This window comes from Streptomyces chattanoogensis, assembly GCF_001294335.1.
Taxonomy (GTDB): domain Bacteria; phylum Actinomycetota; class Actinomycetes; order Streptomycetales; family Streptomycetaceae; genus Streptomyces; species Streptomyces chattanoogensis.
Genome location: NZ_LGKG01000133.1, coordinates 1 through 22,852 on the forward strand (window position 1 = coordinate 1; position 22,852 = coordinate 22,852).

At 71.2% G+C, this 22,852-nt stretch carries 18 protein-coding genes and 1 pseudogene; 5 read left to right on the forward strand and 14 right to left on the reverse strand.

The annotated features are described in order from the left end of the window. Positions 1-86: 86 nt before the first annotated feature. Both ADL29_RS15370 and ADL29_RS45235 read right to left on the reverse strand, forming a co-directional pair. Positions 87-1,199: a CobW family GTP-binding protein gene (locus tag ADL29_RS15370; RefSeq protein ID WP_053924218.1), complete on the reverse strand. Its 1,113-nt coding sequence runs from the start codon at positions 1,197-1,199 to the stop codon at positions 87-89. Between the two features lie 285 nt (positions 1,200-1,484). After that, positions 1,485-1,635: pseudogene (locus ADL29_RS45235) on the reverse strand (citrate/2-methylcitrate synthase); the annotation flags it as partial. Positions 1,636-1,751: 116 nt separating this feature from the next. On the opposite strand from ADL29_RS45235, the gene ADL29_RS46595 reads away from it, so the two are divergent. The 4 genes from ADL29_RS46595 to ADL29_RS15385 all read left to right on the forward strand — a co-directional run bounded on the left by ADL29_RS46595 (position 1,752) and on the right by ADL29_RS15385 (position 6,065). Continuing rightward, a complete protein-coding gene (locus ADL29_RS46595) occupies positions 1,752-1,961 on the forward strand; it encodes a hypothetical protein (protein ID WP_425424245.1) in 210 nt (69 codons plus the stop codon). A 10-nt stretch (positions 1,962-1,971) separates the two neighbouring features. After that, positions 1,972-2,982, forward strand: a complete 1,011-nt coding sequence (locus ADL29_RS15375) for a ferredoxin family protein (protein WP_053924219.1) — start codon at positions 1,972-1,974, stop codon at positions 2,980-2,982. A gap of 717 nt (positions 2,983-3,699) precedes the next feature. Next, positions 3,700-5,394: an ATP-binding protein gene (locus ADL29_RS15380; RefSeq protein WP_425424246.1), complete on the forward strand. Its 1,695-nt coding sequence runs from the start codon at positions 3,700-3,702 to the stop codon at positions 5,392-5,394. Beyond that, positions 5,391-6,065, forward strand: coding sequence for a DUF7342 family protein (locus ADL29_RS15385; protein WP_053924220.1), 675 nt, complete (start codon positions 5,391-5,393; stop codon positions 6,063-6,065). Before ADL29_RS15380 ends, ADL29_RS15385 begins: the two co-directional genes overlap by 4 nt. Positions 6,066-6,123: 58 nt before the next feature. Here ADL29_RS15385 and ADL29_RS15390 read toward each other — a convergent pair whose 3' ends face one another. From ADL29_RS15390 to ADL29_RS15415, 6 genes are all read right to left on the reverse strand, one after another. Then, positions 6,124-7,728 (reverse strand): solute symporter family protein, encoded by a 1,605-nt coding sequence (locus ADL29_RS15390; protein ID WP_053924221.1) that lies wholly within the window; start codon positions 7,726-7,728, stop codon positions 6,124-6,126. Beyond that, on the reverse strand, positions 7,725-8,225 hold the full coding sequence (locus ADL29_RS15395; protein WP_053924222.1) for a DUF485 domain-containing protein: 501 nt from the start codon (positions 8,223-8,225) through the stop codon (positions 7,725-7,727). The genes ADL29_RS15390 and ADL29_RS15395 overlap by 4 nt, the downstream gene beginning before the upstream one ends. A gap of 95 nt (positions 8,226-8,320) precedes the next feature. Beyond that, positions 8,321-9,004 carry a response regulator transcription factor gene (locus tag ADL29_RS15400; RefSeq protein ID WP_053924223.1) on the reverse strand — a complete coding sequence of 228 codons (684 nt, stop codon included), beginning with the start codon at positions 9,002-9,004 and terminating at the stop codon, positions 8,321-8,323. Then, positions 9,001-10,167, reverse strand: a complete 1,167-nt coding sequence (locus ADL29_RS15405) for a sensor histidine kinase (RefSeq protein ID WP_053924224.1) — start codon at positions 10,165-10,167, stop codon at positions 9,001-9,003. The genes ADL29_RS15400 and ADL29_RS15405 overlap by 4 nt, the downstream gene beginning before the upstream one ends. A 45-nt stretch (positions 10,168-10,212) precedes the next feature. Then, a complete protein-coding gene (locus ADL29_RS15410; protein WP_053924225.1) occupies positions 10,213-10,707 on the reverse strand; it encodes a hypothetical protein in 495 nt (164 codons plus the stop codon). 155 nt (positions 10,708-10,862) lie between these two features. Then, positions 10,863-12,983, reverse strand: a complete 2,121-nt coding sequence (locus ADL29_RS15415; protein ID WP_046925630.1) for a DNA gyrase/topoisomerase IV subunit B — start codon at positions 12,981-12,983, stop codon at positions 10,863-10,865. Positions 12,984-13,428: 445 nt separating this feature from the next. Here ADL29_RS15415 and ADL29_RS15420 point away from each other — a divergent pair, with 445 nt between their 5' ends. Next, positions 13,429-13,656 carry a DUF7455 domain-containing protein gene (locus tag ADL29_RS15420; protein WP_046925631.1) on the forward strand — a complete coding sequence of 76 codons (228 nt, stop codon included), beginning with the start codon at positions 13,429-13,431 and terminating at the stop codon, positions 13,654-13,656. 135 nt (positions 13,657-13,791) lie between these two features. Here the strand turns inward: ADL29_RS15420 and ADL29_RS15425 are convergent, their stop codons facing one another. The 6 genes from ADL29_RS15425 to ADL29_RS15450 all read right to left on the reverse strand — a co-directional run bounded on the left by ADL29_RS15425 (position 13,792) and on the right by ADL29_RS15450 (position 22,747). Continuing rightward, positions 13,792-14,598 carry a S1 family peptidase gene (locus tag ADL29_RS15425; RefSeq protein WP_053924226.1) on the reverse strand — a complete coding sequence of 269 codons (807 nt, stop codon included), beginning with the start codon at positions 14,596-14,598 and terminating at the stop codon, positions 13,792-13,794. A gap of 137 nt (positions 14,599-14,735) precedes the next feature. Beyond that, a complete protein-coding gene (locus tag ADL29_RS15430) occupies positions 14,736-16,292 on the reverse strand; it encodes an RNA polymerase sigma factor (protein ID WP_078971020.1) in 1,557 nt (518 codons plus the stop codon). A gap of 397 nt (positions 16,293-16,689) precedes the next feature. Next, complete coding sequence (locus ADL29_RS15435; protein WP_078971021.1) at positions 16,690-17,682, reverse strand: FadR/GntR family transcriptional regulator; 993 nt, start codon at positions 17,680-17,682, stop codon at positions 16,690-16,692. A 120-nt stretch (positions 17,683-17,802) separates the two neighbouring features. After that, on the reverse strand, positions 17,803-19,758 hold the full coding sequence (locus tag ADL29_RS15440) for an ABC transporter ATP-binding protein (RefSeq protein ID WP_053924228.1): 1,956 nt from the start codon (positions 19,756-19,758) through the stop codon (positions 17,803-17,805). Positions 19,759-19,926: 168 nt separating this feature from the next. Then, positions 19,927-20,691 carry an NUDIX hydrolase gene (locus ADL29_RS15445; protein WP_211274324.1) on the reverse strand — a complete coding sequence of 255 codons (765 nt, stop codon included), beginning with the start codon at positions 20,689-20,691 and terminating at the stop codon, positions 19,927-19,929. Between the two features lie 49 nt (positions 20,692-20,740). Beyond that, on the reverse strand, positions 20,741-22,747 hold the full coding sequence (locus ADL29_RS15450; protein ID WP_053924288.1) for a glycogen debranching N-terminal domain-containing protein: 2,007 nt from the start codon (positions 22,745-22,747) through the stop codon (positions 20,741-20,743). Positions 22,748-22,852 lie beyond the last annotated feature (105 nt).

Here is a 22,852-nt window from a genome sequence, read left to right on the forward strand (position 1 = left end):
GGGCGGGGTGATGGGTGAGCCGTGGCCTCGTTGCCGGCGGTCTTGTGCGACTCACTGCATTGTGGCCGCCGGCCCCTGGCCCGTGGTCACTCCTCGCGAGCGGCCACGTAGCGCAGGACGCCCCACATGCTGTGCTCGGAAGCCTCCTGTGGGGCGTCGTCGCGGCACGTCGCCAGCTCCTTCCGCAGAGCCGCCGCATCGATCCCGCTGCCGATCAGCACGAGTTGTGTGCTGCGCTCCTCGTCACGGCCCCAGGGCGAGGGATAGAAGCGCAGAAAGTCCCCGACGGCGTGCACGGTGAACTTCTGCCGACTGCCCGGTACATCGAAGTGGACAAAGCCCTTGATCCGGTAGAGGCCGGCCGGCCGGCTGTCGAGGAAGTCCATCAGCCGCCGCGGATTCATCGGCTCCGACGAGGTGAACTCCACGCTCTGGTAGGCGGCGTGCAGGTGAGTGCACAGCTCCCCCGGGCCATGGTCGTGACCGTGATGCTCGTCATGCTCGACGTGCGGGTTACCGGCCGTCGAGGCGGGGTCCCCGGCGCTCTCCCGCAGCAGATCCTCGAACGACAGCTGCCTGACCCCCGCCTCCAGGTCCTCGCCCGCGCCGCGATCGAAGAACAGCTCCGGGTCGATCCGCCCGTACGCCGTACAGACCACGGGCCTGCCCGGTGCAAGATCCGCGAGCGTGTCCATGAGCTCCTGGCGCGCCGCGTCCCCGATACGGTCGGCCTTGTTGAGCACCACCAGATCGGCAATGCCCACATGACGGTCCAGCTCGGGGTGCCGGGCACGGGTGCCCGCGAACTCGGCCGCGTCGATCACCTCGACCAGCCCGCCGTAAACGATCCGGTCATTCTCGCTGGCCAGGATCATCCGGATGAGTTCCTCGGGCTCCGCAAGGCCGCTCGCCTCGATGACGATCACGTCGATACGGGCAGCAGGGCGGGCAAGCCGCTCCAGATAGGTGTCGAGCTCGCTGGTATCGACCGCACAGCAGAGGCAGCCGTTGCCGAGCGAGACCATCGAGTCCACCTGCCCGGCGACGGTCATCGCGTCGATCTCGATGCTGCCGAAGTCATTGACGATGGCACCGATGCGGGTTCCGGCGCCGGCACCGAGCAGGTGGTTGAGGAGGGTGGTTTTACCCGACCCGAGGAAGCCCGCGAGCACGACGACCGGGATCTGTTGCGTGGCCAAGGGAGCGCCTCCATGGAGCGGGTGGCGAGCCGCGCGGACCGGCGGCGAACGAGCTGACGATCGTAACGGACCCCCGCTGACACGCCCCCGCTCGGCCCTCAGCACTGCCTGCAGTGTTCTTGGCCCCCCCGTAACGTCCGTTCGGCCGCCGCCCGCCAGCTGCCCGGCGTCTGCCGCCGTCCTCCCCAGCTCCCCGCTCCCCTATCGCCCGGTCGCCCAACGGACGGCGTCAGGGCCACGACGCCGGGCAACAGCTACGGCGCGGGCGGGCGGGCGGGCGGGCGGCGGATCGATGCGGTCCCGCGTACCAATGTCATCAAGCATGCCGAGCGCCCGGCCGGGAGCCGCCGCCCAACGGGCCGAGAGGGCACCGGCCGCACCGGTCAGACAGGCCACGAGGGTCGGCACCGGTCGTGGCGATGACACGGGCGGCGAACCCAACGACGTGCCGCCAGCGCAGTCGGCGTTGTGGGCCGCGCGAGACGTGATCATCGCCACTGCCAGGCACGCCGAGTTGCCGCTAGCGTCGACCTTGCGCTGGCCGTACTGGCCGTGTCGGCGGGAGTACCCGCCGAGGCCGACGAAACGATCTTCGCCGTCGCCCGTACGGCCGGCTGGATCGGGCAAGCCTGGGAGCGTTCGGAGAACGCACCCGGCCCATACACCCCAATAGGCAGAACAGCGGCTCCCTTCCACTGCAGCCGCCGTCATGGCACAGACCGGTGTCGCCCCGTGAAGACCCCCCACCACGACTCAGGTTAGGCTTACCTTTGTGAGCACATGCGCTGCCGTTTCCCGCGAATCGGCCGAACCCGTCGCCGGGACCGCGGCCACCGCCCGCACCTGGCTGCTCATCGAGCAGACCGGCCCCTGGGGGGCCAATGCGCTGACGGACAGCCACCTCGATCCGGACATCGGCCGGGCCCTGGAGACCGCGACAGACGGCACGAGAGTGCGCGTCGCCCTCATCCGCCGGCCCGGACGGCATGCCGACTGCCACGCCGCCTCCCGGCGGCGCCTGTTCGTCGCGCACACCGCGCCGGGCCGTTCGTGGATCCGCTCCACCACAGTCACCGACCCGCGGGCCGTTCTCGGACTGGACTTCACTGCGCTGGGTGCCGGGGACCACGGCGGCCTCTGGGAGCCGTACCTCGGTGAGCCTCTGGTCCTCGTCTGCACCAACGGCAAGCGGGACCGTTGCTGCGCGCTTCTCGGCCGGCCGCTGGCCGCCGAGCTCGCCGCCAGCGGAGCCGAGACCTGGGAGATCACCCACATCGGGGGCCACCGCTTCTCCCCCACGCTCTTCGTGCTCCCGTACGGCTACGCCTACGGGCGGGCGTCGGCTCATCTCGTCAAGGACGCCGTGGAGGCGGCGCGCGACGGACGGATCACGCTTGACCACTGCCGTGGCCGCTCTGCGTGGGACCGGCCGGCGCAGGCTGCCGACCTCGCGGTCCGCGAGCTGCTCCGGGAGGAGCGGGCGGACGCACTCGACGTCGTACGGGCCGACGCGGTGCGGCCCGAACCGAGGCGGACCGACGGCCGGGCGCCCGCTGGCGGCCCGGTTGCGGGAAGCCCTCCCGCCTGGTCCGTTACGGTCGCGCACACCAACGGACGCCTTTGGCGCGTCGCGGTGGAGCAGCGGGCCGACGGTGCTCCGGCGCCCGCCAGCTGTGGTGCGCCGCTCGGTCCACCGGCGCGTATGGCGGTCACCTCCATCACCGCCATCGCGAACACCCACGCCGCGACGCGGCCCGCTTCGCTCGTCGTTCCGGTTCCCTGACGCCGGGGGCCGCTCCCGCTCCCCGGCCTCCGGGCGACACCTGCAGCGGCACGCATCTGCGGGCGGAACTCCGGCACCGGGCGCCCGGCTGCGCGTCATGACGAGCCCCAAAACCACCCCGAACGTCACTGCCAGCTCCAGGCCGCCCAGCACCGCCCCGACAGCGTCCAGCATCGTGACCGGGCGCCGTGCACCCCTGGGTTCGGTGCCCCGTCCCTGATCGCGCCGATCCCGTGTCCATCGCATAGCCACCCCTCCACACATTCCGCTCACCGCTGCTTCGCCTTGCGCCGCCTCGCACCCACTACAACCGCCGGCCAGCGCACGCACCCCGAGCCTTCACCGTGCGAGGCTAAGCGCCCACAATCCGCAACCGAAAGGCCTGTGGATAACTCTGCGCAGGGTCTCCTGCACCCATACGCGTCGCCCTCCGGCCACCCTCCGCAGCCGCCCTGGGAGGGATTACCGGCCCGACCGGCTGCGCGCTTACTGTTCGTTCATATGGGCGAGAAGGACGAACCGGCCTCGCGCCCGAGCGCCGCACGGCCCTCGGGCCACGCGCCGCGTTCCAGCGCCTCTACCAGGGCGCCAGGCAGTGCCGATCGACACAGCCGCAGTCAGCGGCCCGTACCAGGCCCGTCCCCGGCCGAGCGTCAGCGCACGGCCCCCAGGCTGCGTCTCGGCTGGCCGCGTCGGGTCTTTTCCCAGGTGCTGATGATGCAGCTGGCCATCGCCACCGGCGTCACGGCGCTCGCGACCGGGCTATTCCTCGCCCCGCTCAGCGCCGAACTCGACGATCAGGCGATGCACCGCGCACTCGCCATCGCCCAGACCACCGCCGCCGAGCCACGCCTCGACGACGCCCTGGAGACCTCCCGCCCGACGCGGCACGGCCCGGTCCAGAACGAAGCCGAGCGGATCCGCGCCGCCACCGGCGCCGAGTACGTCGTGATCATGGACCAGCGAGGTGTGCGCTGGTCCCACACCGACCCGGCCGAGATCGGGCACCACGTCTCCACCGACCCCAGCGTCGTTCTCTCCGGCAAGGAGGTCATGGAGATAGACGAGGGAACACTCGGCCGCTCCGCACGCGGCAAGGTCCCGCTGCGCGATGAGAACGGCAAGGTTGTCGGAGCCGTATCGGTCGGTATCTCGTACGAGAGCGTGCGGGGACGGCTGCTGTCGACCGTGCCCGAGCTGCTCGCCTACGCGGGCGGGGCCCTCGCCGTGGGTGCTCTCGCCGCCTACCTTGTCGCCCGCCGTCTCCAGCGCCGTACCCACGACCTTGCATTTTCCGACATCTCCGCGCTGCTCACGGAGCGCGAGGCAATGCTGCACGGTATCCGTGAAGGGTTCATCGCACTGGACGAGCACGGCCGGATCCGCCTCATGAACGACGAGGCCCAGCGTCTGCTCGACCTGCGTGCCGAGGACACCGGCCGCCACCTGGACGAGACCCTGCCGCCGGGCCGTACGACCGATGTGCTCGCCGGCCGGATCTCCGGTGGGGATCTGCTCGCCGTCAGCGGGCAGCGTGTCCTGGTGGCCAATCGCATGCCCACCGATGACGGGGGCGCCGTGGTCACCTTGCGCGACCGCACCGAACTCGAGCGGCTGGGGCGCGAGCTGGACGGTACCCGTGGGCTGATCGATGCTCTCCGCGCCCAGGACCACGAGCATGCCAACAGGCTGCATACGCTCCTTGGCCTGCTCGAACTCGGGCTGTACGACGAGGCCGTGGAGTTCGTGACGCAGGCCGTGGGCGTACACCGGGCCACCGCGGAACAGGTCACCGAGCGCATCCGCGATCCGCTCCTGGCCGCCCTGCTGGTCGGCAAGGCCACCGTCGCGACCGAGCGTGGTGCCTCGTTGAGCCTCTCCCCCGACACGTACCTCCCCGACCGGCTGGTCGACCCGCACAGCCTGGTCACCGTCACGGGCAACCTTGTGGACAACGCCCTGGACGCCACGGCGGGAGGGCGGGATGCGCGCCTGGAGGTGGAAGTCCGTGCGGACGGCCGGACCGCCGTTGTCCGGGTCTGTGACAACGGGCCGGGCGTCCCCGAGGCCCGTCGCGCAGAGATTTTCACGGAGGGCTGGACGACCAAGGAACCGCCGGCTCATGGGCGGCGCGGCATCGGTCTCGCGCTGGTACGCCGCCTTGCCGAGCGGTACGGCGGCAGCGTCACGGTCGGAGAACGTCCGGGTGGTGGCGCGGTGTTCACGGTGACCGTCCCTGATGCGCTGTCCGAAGAGCTTCAAGAACAGAAGCGTGAAGCATCGGGTCATGAAGGGCGCAAGGACGCCACCGCCACCGCCACCAGGAGGCCTGCCGGCGCCGACCGCGCTCCGCATTCCGCAAGTGCCGAAGATGCCGGGGAAGTCGCGGACGCCACGGGAGACGACCGATGATCGACGTACTGGTCGTGGACGACGATGTGCAAGTCGCGAAGATCAACGCCGCGTATGTCGCCAAGGTGGCGGGTTTCCGTGTCAGCTGCCTGGCCCACTCCACCGCCGAGGCGCTGGCCGCCCTCGAAGCGTACCCCGTGGATCTGATCCTGCTGGACCACTACCTCCCGGACGGTACGGGGCTCCAATTGGTGGCCGAGCTACGGCGGCGCGGTCTGCTCACCGACGTGATCATGGTGACGGCGGCGCGTGACATCGCGACCGTGCAGGCTGCCATGCGCCACGGCGCGCTGCAGTATCTGGTCAAGCCGTTCACCTTTGCCGGCCTGCGCTCCAAACTGGAGGGGTACGCGGCACTGCACCGTACTTTCGAGAGCGGCGGCCAGGCGGAGCAGTCCGAAGTCGACCGGATCTTCGGCGCGTTGGGGGGCGCCGGCGCGGGCTCCACCGACCTGCCCAAGGGGCACTCCACCGCGACCGCAGACCGTGTGCGCTCGGTGCTGCGGACCGCGGACGCCCCGCTGTCCGCACAGGACGTCGCCCTCCAGGCGGGGCTGAGCCGGCAGACCGCCCAGCGCTACCTCAAGCTCCTGGAACGCACCGGACGAGTCCGTCTCACCCTCAGGTACGGCGAGACCGGCCGCCCCGAGCACCGTTACGAGTGGGTCTGAGGCGCGGCACGCGGCAACCGGGCCCGGATCGCCGTAGGGCGCAGGGCGAGGCGAGCCCTCATGCGGCCCCCGCTCCTGTGAGCGACCGGACCTCCGTCTCCGCGTGGCGGGCTTCGTCGGCGGCCTCCGGGGAGAGCACCGTTCCCAGCCATCCCATGAGGAAGCCCAGGGGGATCGACACGAGACCGGGGTTCTCCAGGGGGAAGAGGGCGAAGTCCGCCCGGGGGAAGAGGGACTCCGGGGTGCCGGAGACCACCGGTGAGAGGACGACCAGGGTGATCGCCGGGAGCAGGCCGCCGTAGACCGACCAGACCGCGCCGCGGGTCGTGAAACGGCTCCAGAACAGCGCGTACAGGAGGACCGGCAGGTTGGCCGACGCGGCGACGGCGAATGCGAGGCCCACCAGGAAGGCGACGTTGAGGTCCTGGGCGACCAGTGCGAGGCCGATGGCGACGGCGCCGACGCCCACGGCGGCGAAGCGCGCCACGGCCACCTCGCTGCGCTGTCCGTCCCGCGCCGTGCCGCGGGAGCGCCGTAGCGAGGCGTACAGGTCGTGGGCGACGGACGCGGACGAGGCGAGGGTGATGCCGGCGACCACGGCAAGGATCGTGGCGAAGGCGACCGCGGCCACCACAGCGAAGAGAACCGTTCCTCCGGTCGAACCGGCGCCGCCGCCCAGGTTCAGGGCGAGGAGGGGAACGGCGGTGTTGCCCGACTTGTTGGAGGCGCGGACGGCGTCGCTGCCGAGCATCGCGGCGGCGCCGAGGCCCAGCACGACGGTCATCAGGTAGAAGGCGCCGATCAGGCCGATGGACCAGACGGCGGAGCGGCGGGCGGAGCGCGCCGTGGGGACGGTGTAGAAGCGGGCCAGGATATGGGGCAGTCCGGCGGTGCCCAGGACGAGTGCGAGGCCGAGGCTGATGAAGTCGAGGCGCGATGTCCAGTCGGCACCGTACTTGAGTCCGGGTGCGAGGAACGCGCGTCCGTGGCCGCTGCGGGCGGCGGCCGTGTTCAGCAGCCCGTTGACGTCGCCGTGAAAGCGCATCACCACCAGGGTGGTCAGTGTCAGTGCTCCGCCCAGGAGGAGCACTGCTTTGACGATCTGGATCCACGTTGTTGCCCGCATGCCGCCGAAGGCGACGTAGACGACCATCAGCGCGCCGACACCGATGACCGTCCAGGTGCGGGCACGTGCATCCGCCCCGTCGAGGAGGAGCGCCACCAGGCTGCCGGCACCGACCATCTGGGCGACCAGATAGAGCACGGAGACGGTGACGGAGGCTGCGCCGGACGCGATGCGCACGGGGCGTTCGCGCATCCGGGCGGCGACGACGTCGGCGAGGGTGAACCTGCCGCAGTTGCGGACCAGTTCGGCGACGAGGAAGAGGACGACGAGCCAGGCGACGAGGAAGCCGACGCAGTAGAGGAGGCCGTCGTAGCCAAAGAGGGCGATCAGCCCGGAGACGCCGAGGAAGGAGGCGGCGGACATGTAGTCGCCCGCGATGGCGAAACCATTCTCCATGGGTGAGAAAAGCCTGCCGCCGGCGTAGAACTCCTCGGGTGAGCCGTGCCTGCGGCGGCTCACCCAGGTGGTGATCGCCAGGGTGACGGCGATGAACGCGCTGAACAGGACCAGCGCCAGGGTCCGGTGGTCGCCGGTCAACGGATGGTCCTTCCGGTCAGCTCCTGGGTCTCCCAGCGGATGTCGAGTGCCGCGCGGTCCCGGTACAGCCGCGCATGCCGCGCGTATGCCCAGGTGAGCAGGAAGGTCGTGGCGAACTGCCCGAGTCCGGCGAGCATCGCGACGTTGAGCGCACCGGTAACGCGGTGTGCCATCAGGCCCGGTGCGGCGGTGGCCGCGATCACGTAGGCGAGGTACCAGGCCAGGAAGGCGGCCGTGGCGGGTACCACGAAGCGCCGGTAGCGGCGGCGTACTTCCTGAAAGGCGGCGCTCCGCTGCACCGTCAAATAGACCTCGTCGTGGCTCGCGGACCGCGGCTGCGACACCGGGGCGGGCTGGTGCGCGGGGGCCGCCGGGCCCGGTTCACCCGTCGTGTCGTCGGTCCACTCGTCCCACCCGGAGGCGGGCGTCTCGTACCAGGGGTCGTCGAGCCGTACGTCACCCGGCTCGCCGGCCGCTCGGCCGTCGTGCTTGTCCACCGAACACTCCTTGTTGCACCGGCCTGTTGACCATGGGCCCCAAGGATGGACAGAAAGGAAGATCCGGGACTCTTCAATCCGAATGCTTCACTGAATCAGGTGGGTCGTCCGGGCGGCTGTGCGAGGCCGTGGCGGTAGGCGTAGTGGATCGCCTGGGCCCGGTCGCGCAGCCCCGCCTTGGCGAAGAGGTTGTTGATGTGGGTCTTCACTGTCGCGGTGGAGACGTGGAGTGTGCGGGCGATCTCCGGGTTCGACCGGCCCTCGGCGACGAGGCGCAGCACCTCGGTCTCGCGGGCGGTCAGGCCGTCCGGGGGCTCGTCCGGCGGCTGCGGCGGGTTCCGTACGGGCTCCGCGAGGCGCTCCAGGAGGCGGCGCTGGATCTTCGGCGACAGGCCGGCCTCGCCGGAGAGCACGTCGTCGATGGCGCGGACGATCTCGTCGCCGTCCGCGTCCTTGGTGAGGTAACCGCGGGCTCCGGCCTGGAGGGCGGGGAAGAGCGAGTCGTCGTCGGCGTAGGTGGTGAGCACCACGACCTGGGTGCCCGGGTGGTCCGCGCGGATGCGGCGGGTGGCCTCGACGCCGTCGCAGCGTGGCATCCGCAGGTCCATCAGGACGACGTCGGGGGCGAGTTCGGCGGCCAGGCGGACCGCTTCCTCGCCGTCCGCGGCGGATCCGACGACCTCGATGCCCGGCAGCAGTCCCAGCAGCATCACGATTCCCTCGCGTACCACCGTCTGGTCGTCGGCGACCACGACGCGTGCCGCCCTGCGTGCCGTCATGCGGGCACCCTCAACCGGACCATGTAACCCTCCTCATCGGGGCCGGACTCCAGCGTTCCGCCGAGGAGTTCGGCACGCTCCCGCATCCCGAGCAGACCGTACCCGGAGCCGCTGTGCGCGAGTTCTGCGGGCGCCCCTCTGCCGCCCGAGTCCCGTACCTCGAGCCCCACGGCCCCGTCCGCGTACTCCAGTTGCACGCTCACCCGGGCGCCCGGCGCGTGCTTGCGGACGTTCGTCAGTGCCTCCTGGGCCACCCGGCGGAGGGCAAGCCCCGCTTCCGCCGATACGGTGCGCCGCTCGCCCGTCACCTCCAGCTGCGCGCCCTCAGCGGCCGTCAGACGGCGCAGGAAGTCCTCGATGGGGATCATGTCCCCGCGCAGGGCGGAAAGCGCCTCACGCGTACCGTCAAGCCCTTCGCGGGCCATTCCCCGGCATGCGACCACCCGCTCCAGGATCTGTTCACGGTCGGCCTCGAGGTCGGTGCTGCGCTGGATGAGCTGCCGTACCGCCTCCAGGTGGACCAGCTGGGCGCTGAGGCTGTGGGCGAGGACGTCGTGGATCTCGCGCGCGATCCGGCCTCGTTCGGCCAGCGCTGCCGTTTCGGCCTCGGCGGCACGGGCCGCGCGCTCCTGGGCCAGCAGCCGCTGGGCGTTGCCGCGCGCCTCCGCGTCCAGCCGTACGACGTAGCCCACCAGGGCCAGACCGACGGTGGTCGTGAGGGTCGCCGGCCAATTGCCGGTGTTCATCGCGGCGTACGCGCCGAGGGCAGCGGCGGAACACGGCAGGGCGACGTTCAGCGGCAGCCGTTCCATGGCGGTGATGGCACATGCGCACCACAGCACGATCGCGGCCGTCCGCGCACCGGTGGACGCGAACCCGAAGGCCGCGGCCTCCAGGAGGAAGAACAGGCCGACGGACGGCCACAGGCGGCGTGCCCGCGTCACGCGGAAGAAGCCGCGGAACACGAGAACGGTGGCGGCCATCCCGGCGGCCGCTGCCACCAGACCCCATCCGCTGAAGGCCCGCCCCGTCAGGGTGGTCCACATCAGGCCCGCCACCACCAGGACACGGATCACCCGGGCGATCCACACCCGGGCCGCGCTGAGGCCCTCACGGGACAGGGACTCCCGGAGGGGCCAGCTCGTCCAGGGATTCGGCGGCACGTACGGTCCTTCAGCGATGCGTGGCGGTTCGGGCACGCGGGAACGTCAGCCCGCAACAGGGACACGGTACGTCCCCTGGGCGGCGGCCCGGGCCCGCCAGGTGAGGACGCCGGTCCGGGTCAGCAGCATCGCGGCGACGGAGAGGGTGAGGGCCGGGCTGCTGTTCTGGTGGACGCCGATCAGCGATGCGGCGGCCATGAGGCCGATGCGTACCGCCATCCCGCACAGCCACACACCCGCCGTCGCCCAGCCGCCCTTGGCCCACACCTCGCCGTCCGCGTCCGTCCAGATCCGGGTGGTCCAGGCCCAGGCGGCACCACTGGCCAGCGCTATCAGGAGCTCCGCGCCGAGCAGCACGGCGGAGGCCGCGTGATGCGCGGGGTCCAGGAGGCCGTCCTGCCGGCAGGCCACGACCGCCAGGACCGCGGGGATCAGCCACCACTTCCCGCCCGACGAGGTGACGCGCTGCGCCGTGAACTGCCGGATGAAGATGAACGCGACAACCGCGGTGATCACGACGATGGTGAGCACGCCGCTCATGGCCTGGGCCTCCTGGGACAGGGAATCTCAACCGTCCTGACGCTACGGAGAGAGCCGGACGGCCGGATCGGAGCCAGGGTGGGCAGCGGGTGGAAAGCGCGATGGGCGCCGCTCCACCCAGGGGTGGAGCGGCGCCCGTGGTCTTCGCGGACGGCTCAGGTGTCGATGCGTGAACGGTCCAGAGTCGCGGCGGAGTTGGTGATGAACTCCTTACGGGGGGCGACTTCGTTGCCCATCAGGAGGTCGAAGGCCTTCTCCGCCGCCTCGAGATCGCTGATGTTGATGCGGCGCAGGGTGCGGTGCCGCGGGTCCATCGTCGTCTCGGCGAGCTGGTCGGCGTCCATCTCGCCCAGGCCCTTGTAGCGCTGGATGCTGTCCTTGTAGCGGACCTTCTTCCGCTCGAGCTCGAGCAGCGTCTGGCGCAGTTCGTTGTCCGAGTAGGTGTAGAGGTACTTCTCCTGGCCCTTCTTGGGGTTGACCAGTTCAACGCGGTGCAGCGGCGGTACGGCGGAGAAGACCCGGCCCTGTTCGACCATCGGCCGCATGTAGCGCTGGAAGAGGGTCAGCAGCAGGCAGCGGATGTGGGCGCCGTCGACGTCCGCGTCGGCGAGGAAGATGACCTTGCCGTAGCGGGCGGTGTCGATGTCGAAGGTGCGGCCGGATCCCGCCCCTATGACCTGGATGATGGCGCCGCACTCGGCGTTCTTGAGCATGTCCGAGATGGATGACTTCTGGACGTTGAGGATCTTGCCGCGGATCGGCAGCAGCGCCTGGAACTCGGAGTTCCGCGCCAGCTTCGCGGTGCCGAGCGCCGAATCGCCCTCGACGATGAACAGTTCGCTGCGGTCGACGTCATCGCTGCGGCAGTCGGCCAGCTTGGCCGGCAGGGAGGACGACTCCAGCGCCGTCTTCCGCCGCTGGGCCTCCTTGTGCTGGCGGGCGGCGATGCGGGTGCGGGCCGCGGCGACGACCTTCTCCAGGACGGAGCGGGCCTGCTGCTTGGCGTCGCGCTTGGTGGAGGCCAAGAACGCCTTGAGTTCGCGGCTCACCACCTGGGCGACGATCCGCGAAGCGGCGGAGGTACCGAGGACCTCCTTGGTCTGGCCCTCGAACTGCGGCTCGGCGAGGCGGACGGTCACCACCGCGGTGAGGCCCTCCATGGCGTCGTCCTTGACGACGTCGTCCTCGGCGACCCGCAGCAGCTTCTGGCTGCGCAGGACCTCGTTGACGGTCTTGGTGACCGAGCGCTCGAAACCGGAGACGTGGGTGCCGCCCTTGGGCGTGGCGATGATGTTGACGAACGACCTGACGGTGGAGTCGTAGCCGGTGCCCCAGCGCAGCGCGATGTCGACACCGAGTTCCCGGGTGACTTCGGTGGGTGTCATATGACCGCGGTCGTCCAGGACCGGCACGGTCTCCTTGAAGGTGCCCTGGCCGGTCAGCCGCAGCACGTCGCAGACGGCCTTGTCCTGCGCGAGGTACTCACAGAACTCGCTGATGCCGCCGTCGTAGCGGAAGGTCTCCTCCGTCTTGCCCGCGCCGTCGATGCCGCGCTCGTCGCGGACGACGAGGGTCAGGCCCGGTACGAGGAAGGCCGTCTGCCGGGCGCGGGCGTGCAGCGTCTCCAGGGAGAGCTTGGCGTCCTTGAGGAAGATCTGGCGGTCGGCCCAGTAGCGCACCCGGGTGCCGGTCTTGGTCTTGGGCACGCGCTTGCCCTTGATCAGGCCGTTGCCGGGGTCGAACGGGGCGTCGGGGCCGGATTCGGTGAAGACACCGGGGACGCCGCGGCGGAAGCTGATGGAGTGCGTCTTGCTGTTGCGGTCCACCTCGACGTCGAGGCGCGCGGACAGGGCGTTGACGACCGAGGCGCCGACGCCGTGCAGACCGCCGGAGGCCGCGTACGAGCCGCCGCCGAACTTTCCGCCGGCGTGCAGCTTGGTCATCACGACCTCGACGCCGCTGAGCCCGGTCTTGGGCTCGACGTCCACGGGGATTCCGCGGCCGTTGTCACGTACCTCCACCGACCCGTCGTCGTGGAGGATCACCTCGATGTGGTCGCAGTAGCCGCCCAGCGCCTCGTCGACGGAGTTGTCGATGATTTCCCACAGGCAGTGCATCAGGCCGCGACTGTCCGTCGAGCCGATGTACATGCCGGGACGCTTGCGGACGGCCTCCAGACCCTCGAGGACGAGCAGATGCCGCGCGGTGTAGTTGGATCCGTCCCGGTCTGCCCCGGTCAGCACTGCGGTGGACGGCACGGACATCTCGGCGGTCACGCGGTTCGCTCCTCGCTGAATTTCTGGCAGTCCGCATTCCGCGGACTCGGTTGTGGCGGTGTCGCCGGTGAGAGGGTACCGAGGCCTGGTAGAGCCGATGTGACGCCACCCGTAAGCACGTACATCGTAGTGGAATTTCGCTCACACGTTCGATCTCTCGATAGTATGACGTCCGACTGACGTGCACATCACGTTCCCTTCCAGGCATGAACCATTTAGGCTCCGGGCACGTCCTCATCAACAACCGGCAAGCCAGCCGGGAGGGCAGACACCAACGACCAACGTGAATCAGACCACCACGCAATACGGCTCATTCGCCGCCACCCGGCAGCACCCGGCCACCTCGGAGAATTTTTTTCGAGGAAAAGGCACAAGCGGGAACGTTTTCGGCCTGGTTGGATGTTGACCCTGGTACGACAGCTCGTCGAGCTAGAGAAGAGGCGACGTGACTACTGTTCTGACACCCGCGAGCCCGCTGACGGCCGCTGACCGCTGCGACCGCTGCGGCGCCCAGGCATACCTGCGCGTCGTTCTGATGTCCGGCGGCGAACTGCTCTTCTGCGCCCACCACGGTCGCAAGTTCGAGCCAGAACTCAAGAAGATCGCCGCGGAAATACAGGACGAGACGGAGCGGCTGACCGCTCCTGCGTCTGCGCCCGATGAGGAACGCTGACACTTCGCATCCACGACGAGCGAGCAGCGGCCTGAGGCCGTGCGGCGGGCGGTTTTCCCGGCACCACCGGGGAGGCCGCCCGCACTCGTGCGCTCGGGCGGGCCCCGCGGCCCCTCGCACCCATGGCCGTACCTCTCAACCGGCCCCGTGCCCGGACACCGCGGGGAGCAGTGCCGAGGCGCGCGTATAGACACCGGGGCTGCCGGGCTTGCCGCAGCCGGTCCCCCACGACACCAGCCCCACCAGGCGCCCGCGCACCACCAGCGGCCCGCCGCTGTCCCCCTGGCAGGCGTCCCGCCCGCCCGCAGGCTCCCCCGCACACAGCATGGACTCGGGCTTGTACGTACCGTCCGCATTGCCGGGGTAGGCCCGCGCGCACACGGAGTCCTCGAGCACATTCACGTCGGCCGACCGCAGCCGCGAGGCGTAGCTGCCCTCGCCGGTCATGTCCCCCCAGCCGTAGACGGTGGCCGTATTGCCCGCCTGGTAGGCGGCGTCGTCTCCGCGCGCTATCGGGATCGGCCGGTTCCTGACCGGCTTCGGCAGGGTGAGGACGGCCATGTCGCCCTCGTTCGTCCAGCTGTCGTATCCCGGGTTCACCCAGACCTTCGCGGGCTTGAGCTCATGGCCGCCGCCGTGCGAGAGATTGTCGCGTCCGATGACGATCCGCAGGTCGCTCACCTGCTGCCAGGGCACGCCCAGTACCTCCCTGCTCAGGCAGTGTGCGGCTGTCACCACCGTGGAGCTGCCGACCAGGACACCGCCGCAGAACTGTCCGGAGCGCCCGGGGCCGAACCGGCCGTGGGAAGCGAGGGCGACCGCCCATGGGCTCTGCGAGACGGAGACCGGCGTGCCGCCGACCACGGATCCGTCCGCGGTCGCGGCGGTCGGCACGGTGAAGACCAGTGCGAGGGCTCCGAGAACAGCGTGGGACGGACGCATACGGACTCCTGACTCTGGGGACAGTGGTCGCCCACCCAGAGTGACCCAAACGGAGGTCCCCCGCACCCGGACGGCCGCGAGCCCGGCCCCTCCGGAAGGGAGGAACCGGGCTCACGGGGTGGTCCGTGCCCCTTGGGCTAGTCGAGGTAGTCGCGCAGCACCTGGGAGCGCGACGGGTGACGCAGCTTGGACATGGTCTTGGACTCGATCTGGCGGATCCGCTCGCGGGTGACGCCGTAGACCTTGCCGATCTCGTCCAGCGTCTTGGGCTGGCCGTCGGTGAGGCCGAAACGCATGGAGACCACGCCGGCCTCGCGCTCGGAGAGGGTGTCCAGCACCGAGTGCAGCTGCTCCTGCAGAAGCGTGAAGCTGACCGCGTCGGCCGGGACGACCGCCTCGGAGTCCTCGATGAGGTCACCGAACTCGCTGTCGCCGTCCTCGCCGAGCGGGGTGTGCAGCGAAATCGGCTCGCGGCCGTACTTCTGGACCTCGATGACCTTCTCGGGGGTCATGTCGAGTTCCTTGGCCAGCTCCTCCGGGGTGGGCTCGCGGCCCAGGTCCTGGAGCATCTGGCGCTGGACGCGAGCCAGCTTGTTGATGACCTCGACCATGTGGACGGGGATACGGATGGTGCGGGCCTGGTCGGCCATGGCGCGGGTGATGGCCTGGCGGATCCACCACGTCGCGTAGGTCGAGAACTTGTAGCCCTTGGTGTAGTCGAACTTCTCGACCGCACGGATCAGACCGAGGTTGCCCTCCTGGATCAGGTCCAGGAAGAGCATGCCGCGGCCCGTGTAGCGCTTGGCCAGGGAGACCACCAGACGGAGGTTGGCCTCCAGGAGGTGGTTCTTGGCCCGGCGGCCGTCCTCGGCGATGATCTCCAGCTCGCGCTTGAGCTTGGGCGCCAGCTTGTCGGAGTTCCCCAGCTTGTCCTCGGCGAACAGGCCGGCCTCGATGCGCTTGGCGAGCTCGACCTCCTGCTCGGCGTTGAGGAGGGGGACCTTGCCGATCTGCTTGAGGTAGTCCTTGACCGGGTCGGCGGTGGCACCGGCCGCGGCAACCTGCTGCGCGGGGGCGTCGTCCTCGTCCTCGTCGGACAGGACGAAGCCGGCGTTCTCCGCGCCCTCGGCGGCCTCGGGAGCGTCGCCCTTGCCGGGCGCCGGGGTCTCCTCGGTCATCTCGTCGTCGAGCAGCTCGTCGACGTCCTTCTTGGCCGCGGTCTTCTTCGCGGCGGTCTTCTTCGCGGTCGCCTTCTTGGCGACCGTCTTCTTGGCGGCGGTCTTCTTCGCCGCTGCCTTCTTGGCAGGCGCGGGCTCGGTCTCACCGGCCGGGTCCGCCATGGTGGCGGCTGCGGCGGTGGCCTTCTTCACCGTGGCGGTCTTGGCCGCGACGGTCTTGGTGGCGGTGCGCTTTGCCGGACTCTTCGCTGCGACGCTCTTGCGGGTGCGCTTGGGCGTCTCTGCAGAAGCAGCACTGACCATCAGCGTCACACCCTCCTCGTCGAGGATCTGGTTGAGGCTGCGCAGAACGTTCTTCCACTGGGTTGGCGGAATCTGGTCAGCCTCGAAGGCCCGACGCACGTCATCGCCGGCGATCTGCCCATCAGCCTTTCCCCGCTCGATGAGCGCCATCACAGACTCGGACTCGGCGATCTCCGGCGGGAGCGTACGGGATGTGCTGGCCGACACGAACAACCTCTCGGAACGATGGAAACGGCTTCCGACCCCGTCCAGTGTGGATCGGAGCCGACGACCGCCGGTGGGGATGGACCGACGGCGCGGGGGCAGCCGGGGAGCTGAACAGCGTCATCGACGCCGTCCGTATTCCCTCCTCGGCTATCACCTCTTAAGTCATCGCGCTTCCCCGAAGAGCGTTACGCCCAATCTGCGTGGCCCGAGTCACACCTCATAACGACCCATTCCCGGTCATATGACATGCAACCCTCCCGAGGTTCACCGCCGGACCCGGGTGACGTCCCGGATCCGACGATCTCGCGTGCCGTCGACGCGTACGGCGCACCCCGCCCGTGGGGGGCGCGGGGCCGTCCGGCCGCGCGGCGCCCACGGTCCGTACGCATTCGAGTGCGGCCCTTCAGTGCTCGCGGGGCGCGGGGACGACGTGGTCGACGGGCGTCCCGGGGCCCTGGCCGCCGGCCTCGCCGTGGGCGGCGAGCAGCTGGCGCATCGCGGACTCGGCCGCCGCGGCGTCTCCGGAGCCGATGGCGTCGACGATCCGCAGGTGCTGGCCCACGGATGCCTCGATGGGGCGCTCGCATCCGCCGGACGGGCCGCCGGAGACGTGCAGCGCGGAGGTGACGATGCCGGAGAGGTGCTCGAGCATGCGGTTGCCGGCGAGGGACAGCAGCAGGGTGTGGAACTCGGCGTCGGCGCGGCCGAAGGTGACGGTGTCGCCCTGGGCGGCGGAGTGGCTCATGATCTCCACCATGTCGGCGAGGCGCTGGTGGATGTCCTCGCGGGCATGGCCGGCGGCGAGGCGGGCGGCGAGCGGCTCGATGGTCCAGCGCAGCTCGCACAGCTCGCGGCGCTGGTCGTCACGCTGCGGTCCGTAGGCCCGCCACTCGATGATGTCGGGGTCGAGGAGGTTCCAGTCGCTGACCGGGCGGACCCGGGTGCCGACGTTGGGGCGGGCGCTGACCAGGCCCTTGGCTTCGAGGACGCGCAGGGATTCGCGGACGACGGTGCGCGAGACCTCGAAGCGCTGGCCGATCTCCTCGGGGACGAGCGGGCGGTCGGCGCCGAGATCGCCGGAGACGATCATCTGGCCCAGCTGCTGGACGAGTTGGCCGTGCAGACCGCGGCCTCGGCTGCCGGCGTTGCGGCGGCCGACCCGGCCCATGTCTGCTTCGGAGCCGTCCCAGACCGGCGAGACGCGCTCGGCGCGGTCCACGCCTGCCGCGTTCGCGGCATTGGCGCTGTTGGCATAGGGGTAGCGGTCAAGCTCGCCCGGACCTGCGAGGCCGGTGTCGCCGGGGCGAGCCGCGGTCATCATGGTGTGCGCAAGGGTACTCACGCATCCTTTGTCGGCGACACCCTGAACACCCTTGAGGTCTTTGGTGAAAAGCACACGAAAGGGTGATCGCCCGTCATCTCCCAATTGACGCTTTATCGGAAAGAAATGCGCCGTCTGCGGCGAGTTGTGGACAGTGGCGCAACAACAGGGCTGTGAAACGGGCGTCATACGAGGTCAGCGCGCCAAACCGCGGAGCATCGTGACGGCATACGCGCAGACCAGCGCGGTCAGCGACAACGCCATTGCGCTGCCGACCGGTTGGGTCGCGAGTCGCATGGCGACCGATACGGCTTGGTCGATTCCGGACGGCCACTGATAGAGAGCCGACGACCCCAGTCGCCCCGGCAGCCCCACCAGTGACCGGGCCGCGGGCCCGGTCACCTCGCGCTGCACAAGCGGCAGGACGACGACGGGTACGGCGAGGACGGCGGCCAACCCCGTTGCGGTGGAACGGAATACACCGGCGGCCAATACGCCTGCCCATGCGCAGCCGATGAGCAGGGCCAGCCAACCGGCAGCGAGAAATGGCAGTTCGGTGATGCTGGTGACCGATTCCGGGCCGAAGAGATAGCGGGCGCCTGCTTCGTCGACGGTCAGTACGCAGACGCCGAGGGTCAGTGCGCAGGCCCCGCTGACAAGGAGTTTGGCGACGAGGAGCCCGAGGCGGCGGGGTACGGTGCCGCGTTCGGAGGCCAGTGCCGGGTAGCGGAACTCCTGGCCGAAGGCGAGCGCTCCGAGGAGCCCGGCGCCCAGTGCGGCCGGAGGGAAGGGCAGTTGACGGGGCCAGCCCGTGAGGACGCGGGACATCGGCGCCTCGCCCTGCCGGGCCAGCAGCAGCGCCAGCGCCAGGGATACGAGGACGGACGCGACCGCCGCGAACAGTCCGGTGCGGTCGCTCAGCGTGCGGCGCAGCTCGTAGCGCAGCGGCCAGGCCGGGCCGGGGGCGGGCAGGCGGGGGATGGCGAGCTTCTCGGGGGCCGGTGCCGAGGACCGGGCCGGACGGGCGGCGGGGACGGTGGCCCCGATGATCGGGAGGGTGAGGGTGTCGGACACGGTGTCCGTGCCCTTGGGGGCGATGGCGGCGCGGGCCGCCTGGATGACGCGGAGCATCGGCGCGGGGCCGGGCGCGGGCGCCGGCTCGGGCGCGGTGCCGTCCGGAGGCTGTGGTGCGGACGGGGCGTCGGCGGCGGGACCGGGCAGGCGGCCGTCGGCGCGGTGGAGTGGGGTGACCGGTCCGGTGTCGCCGACCTCGTCGGCGAGCTGGTGCACCAGGATGCCGTGACGGAAGGCGACCTCCCCCACGGCGCCGCAGCTGCTGCCGTAGACGGCGAGCCGGGTGCCGCTCTCGCGGACGACCTCGATGGTGCGGCCGACGGCGGGATCCGCGGCGTGCTCGGCGCGCTGGGACTCGTCGACGAGGAGGGTGGCGAGGCGGTCTGCCTGCGGGGAGCGGACGGCCACCCGGGGGCGCAGGCGGGTGCGGGCGAAGTCGGCGGCTTCCTGATCGGCGACAAGTCGACCTTCTTGCATGGTGACCACGCGGTCGGCGGTGCGCGCGGCCTCCTTGGCGTCGCGGGAGGTGACGAGGACGGCGCCGCCCTGTGCCGTGTAGCTGTGCAGCAGGCCGTGCAGCCAGGCCGCTTCGCGGCGGGAGAGCCCTTCGGTGGGCTCGTCGAGGACGAGCGTGTGCGGGTCGCCGATGAGTGCGGACGCCAGGCCCAGGCGGCGGTCCATCCCGCGGGAGAAGCCTCCCAGGCGCTGGTCGGCCAGGCCGCTGAGGCCGACGAGCTCGAGTACGTCGTCGGCGCGGCCGGCCGGGACGCCGGCGGCGGCGCTGAGCATGCGCAGATGCCCGCGGGCCGTGCGGGAGGGGTCGGCGGGGGTGTCGCCCAGGAGGACGCCGAGTTCGCGGGCCGGGTTGGGGATGCGGTGCAGGGGGCGGCCGCGGAAGAGGGCTACGCCGCGACCGCGTTCGAGCTGGAGCATCAGGCGCAGGGCGGTGGTCTTGCCCGCGGCGGCGGGGCCGAGGAGCACGGTGATCTTGCCCGGCCGGGCCTCGAAGCTCAGGTCGTCGACGGCGGGCGGGAGTTCACCGCGGGGTGCGCTGGTCAGTCCGATGGCCTGGATCATCGCGTCCCTCGCGGGGCGTGAGACCGTTCGGCAGTTGCTGGGGGTACGAGAGGGCTCACCCCGCCAAGGTAACCCGATATGTCTTATTTACCCGTAATTGCCGGGGCGGGTTGTTCCGCCGTGTCCCGTCGTGTGCCACCGCGCTCCGCAGCGGCCGCCGCTTGCGGCTCAGACCTCCGGGCGCAGCATCGGCGGGTTGAGCAGTGTCGCGCCCCCGGCTCTGAACAGCTGGGCGGGGCGGCCGCCCTGACGGGTCGTCGTACCGCCGGTGGGCACCAGGAAGCCGGGGGTGCCGGTCACCTTGCGGTGGAAGTTGCGGGGGTCCAGGGCGACGCCCCAGACGGCTTCGTAGACGCGCCGCAGCTCGCCGACGGTGAACTCCGGCGGGCAGAAAGCCGTGGCGAGCGACGAGTATTCGATCTTCGAGCGGGCGCGCTCGACGCCGTCCGTGAGGATCTGTGCATGGTCGAAGGCGAGTGGAGCGGCCAGCTCGCCGTCGCGGCCGTGCGTGCCGTCCTGGTCGAGGAGTGTCTCCACCGGGGCCCAGCGGGCGCTGTGGGCGTCGCCGCCGGCGCGGGGGGCGGGCAGGTCGGGGGCGAGGACGAGGTGCGCGACGCTGACCACCCGCATCCGGGGGTCGCGCTTGGGGTCGCCGTAGGTGGCGAGCTGCTCGAGGTGCGCGCCGTACGCGGGCGGCGGGCCGGTCGGGGACTGGGCGTGCAGGCCGGTCTCCTCGGCGAGTTCCCGGGCGGCGGCATCCGCGAGGTCCTCGTCGGCCCGGACGAATCCGCCGGGCAGGGCCCAGCGGCCCTGGAACGGCGGCTCACCACGGCGCACGGCCAGTGCGCACAGCGCGTGGCGGCGCACGGTGAGCACGACCAGGTCGACGGTGACGGCGAAGGGCGGAAAGGCCGACGGGTCGTAGGGAGGCATGCCCGCGATCATAGTCGTCCGCTTGACGATAAACAGGTCTTGACCTGTATCAGGACCCCAGCTGCAGGCCGTCCGCCGCGGCCTCGACCATCCCCATGCCGAGCCTGCTGATGCGTACGGCGAACGGCTGCGCCGCGACGCTCAGGCCGGTGAACTGCATCGCGCCCAGCGGCGCGGTGCCCAGCGGCCGGACGGACACGGTCCCGGCCGGGACGTCGGGGCGCAAGCCGGCGAGCGCGATCAGCGTCTGGACCGCACCGGCCGCCGCCACCGCCGCGGGGCGGCAGGCCGCCGGGTGCGGGACGGGGGCGCCGCCGGCGGTGCGCTGCTCCCCCGCGTACATCTCCGGGAGGCGGTGGCCGAAGCTGTCCGCGGCGTCGAGGACGCCCCGGGCGAGGGCTCCGGCGGCCTTGTCGTGGCCGGACGCGGCGAGTCCGGCGACGGCGACGGCGGTCTCGTGGACGCGGACCGCGCCGCTGCGGTGGCCGAAGGGGTTGTAGCCGCTTTCCTTGGCACCGAGCCCGCGCAGACCCCAGCCGGTGTCCAGGGCGGGGCCGTGCAGGAGCCTGGCCAGTTGGTCGGTCCGGGCCGCGTCCAGCAGGCCGGGGGCCAGGGTGCCGCCGCCGAGCAGTCCGGTGTCGAGGAGATGCGCCGCACTGGAGCCGAGATGCGGGAGCGGTCGGCCGTCGGCGGTGAGCCAGGCGGCGGGGCGGCCGCCCGCCCGGTCCTCGAGCCAGAAGTCCGTACGGAACCGGGCGCGCAGATCCGCTGCCCACTCCCGCAGCACCGTCGCGTCGGGCAAGCCGAAGTCGGCCAGGAGGTCGGCGCCCAGGAGTGCGGCGCGGTGCGCGTGGGCCTGGGTCTCGCAGCGGTACGGCCCGTCGGGCGCGGGGTCGGGGACATATCCGCCGCGTCTCGTGCCCGTCGTCTCGCTCGCGATGCGCATCCACCGCAGACAGCGTTCCGCGGCGGGCAGCAGCCGCTCGGTCTCCTGGTCGGGCAGTCCCCAGCGGCGCGCCTCGGCGAGGACGGCGGGGAACAGCAGCGTGGCCTCGATGCCCGTGCAGCTCGGCGGGGCATGTGGTCCGGCGTCGCGGAGGGTTCCGGGAATTCGGCCGAATTCCGCTCCTGGGGTGGCTTGTTGGGTACGGGCGAGTGCCCGCAGGGTGCTCGCGGCGAGCCGGGTGCCCAGGGGAAGCAGCATCCTGGCGGTCCACAGCGCCTCCGCCGGGGCGAGCCCGCACCGCCAGGGGAAGCCACCGGCGACATAGGTGTCCAGCGGTTCGGCGGGGTCGCGCACCAGCAGGCCGTACAGATCGTCGAGGCTGCCGGCCAGGAGCGCGTCGGCTCGGTGGTCGTCGCACTCCAGCCGTGCGGGCGACCAGGGGCGCGGCGGCCGGTCGCCACGCAGGCGGGGGACGGGGGCCCGGCCCCGCCTGCCGGCGGCCCGGGTGGCCCCGGAGCGCCGTCGGCCGGACGGATGGGCGCCCGGGACATCGCCGGCATCGAGGTCGAGCCGGACGCGCAGCTCGATGGTGCGGTGGCCGCCGGGCGCCAGGTCCAGATCCCAGCGCAGCAGGCCTGCCGACGCCAGTACGTCCTGGGGTGCGGGCACCGCGGAGACCACCGCGTGTGCCCCGGACGCGGACCAGCGGAGCCCGGATCCATGGACGGCGGCGCGCAGTTCGGGCCCGGGGAGCCCGACGGCGACGGCGCCGAGCTCCGCGAGATCGGTGCCCAGGCGGATCTCGACCGGGATCCGGACGTGCCTGGTGGCACTGCTGTGGAAGGTGAGCTGCTCGGTGCCGTCGGCGGACCGGAGCCGCTCCATCCGGATGTCCGGGTCCGGTCCGCGCTCACCGGCTTTGCGGACCGTGCCGATGAACCGCGCGCGGTCCGCGGCGGCCAACCGCCCCTGGACGACGAGGGGTTCACCGCCTGCCGCCCGCACCTCGCAGCGGGAGAGGATCCGCAGGCCGTCGCGGTAGCAGCCGTCCAGACCATGGCCGGTCAGCTGTCCCGAAGGGGGTGAGACGGCCAGGCCCGGCAGCGCCACGCAGACCAGCGAGGAGTGGACGGGCTGGGGCCGGGGGACGCGGGGCGGCGCGGGGCGCCGTTCGCCGGACGGCCGGCGCGCCGGCTGGGTGATGGGGACGATGCC

Coding starts and splice junctions, on each gene's coding strand:
- ADL29_RS15400 (WP_053924223.1), bottom strand. CDS start 9,004: ATGACGGCACGCAGGGCGGCACGCGTCGTGGTCGCCGACGACCAGACG.
- ADL29_RS15445 (WP_211274324.1), bottom strand. CDS start 20,691: ATGCCTCCCTACGACCCGTCGGCCTTTCCGCCCTTCGCCGTCACCGTC.
- ADL29_RS15440 (WP_053924228.1), bottom strand. CDS start 19,758: ATGATCCAGGCCATCGGACTGACCAGCGCACCCCGCGGTGAACTCCCG.
- ADL29_RS15410 (WP_053924225.1), bottom strand. CDS start 10,707: ATGAGCGGCGTGCTCACCATCGTCGTGATCACCGCGGTTGTCGCGTTC.
- ADL29_RS15425 (WP_053924226.1), bottom strand. CDS start 14,598: ATGCGTCCGTCCCACGCTGTTCTCGGAGCCCTCGCACTGGTCTTCACC.
- ADL29_RS15380 (WP_425424246.1), top strand. CDS start 3,700: ATGCAGCTGGCCATCGCCACCGGCGTCACGGCGCTCGCGACCGGGCTA.
- ADL29_RS15385 (WP_053924220.1), top strand. CDS start 5,391: ATGATCGACGTACTGGTCGTGGACGACGATGTGCAAGTCGCGAAGATC.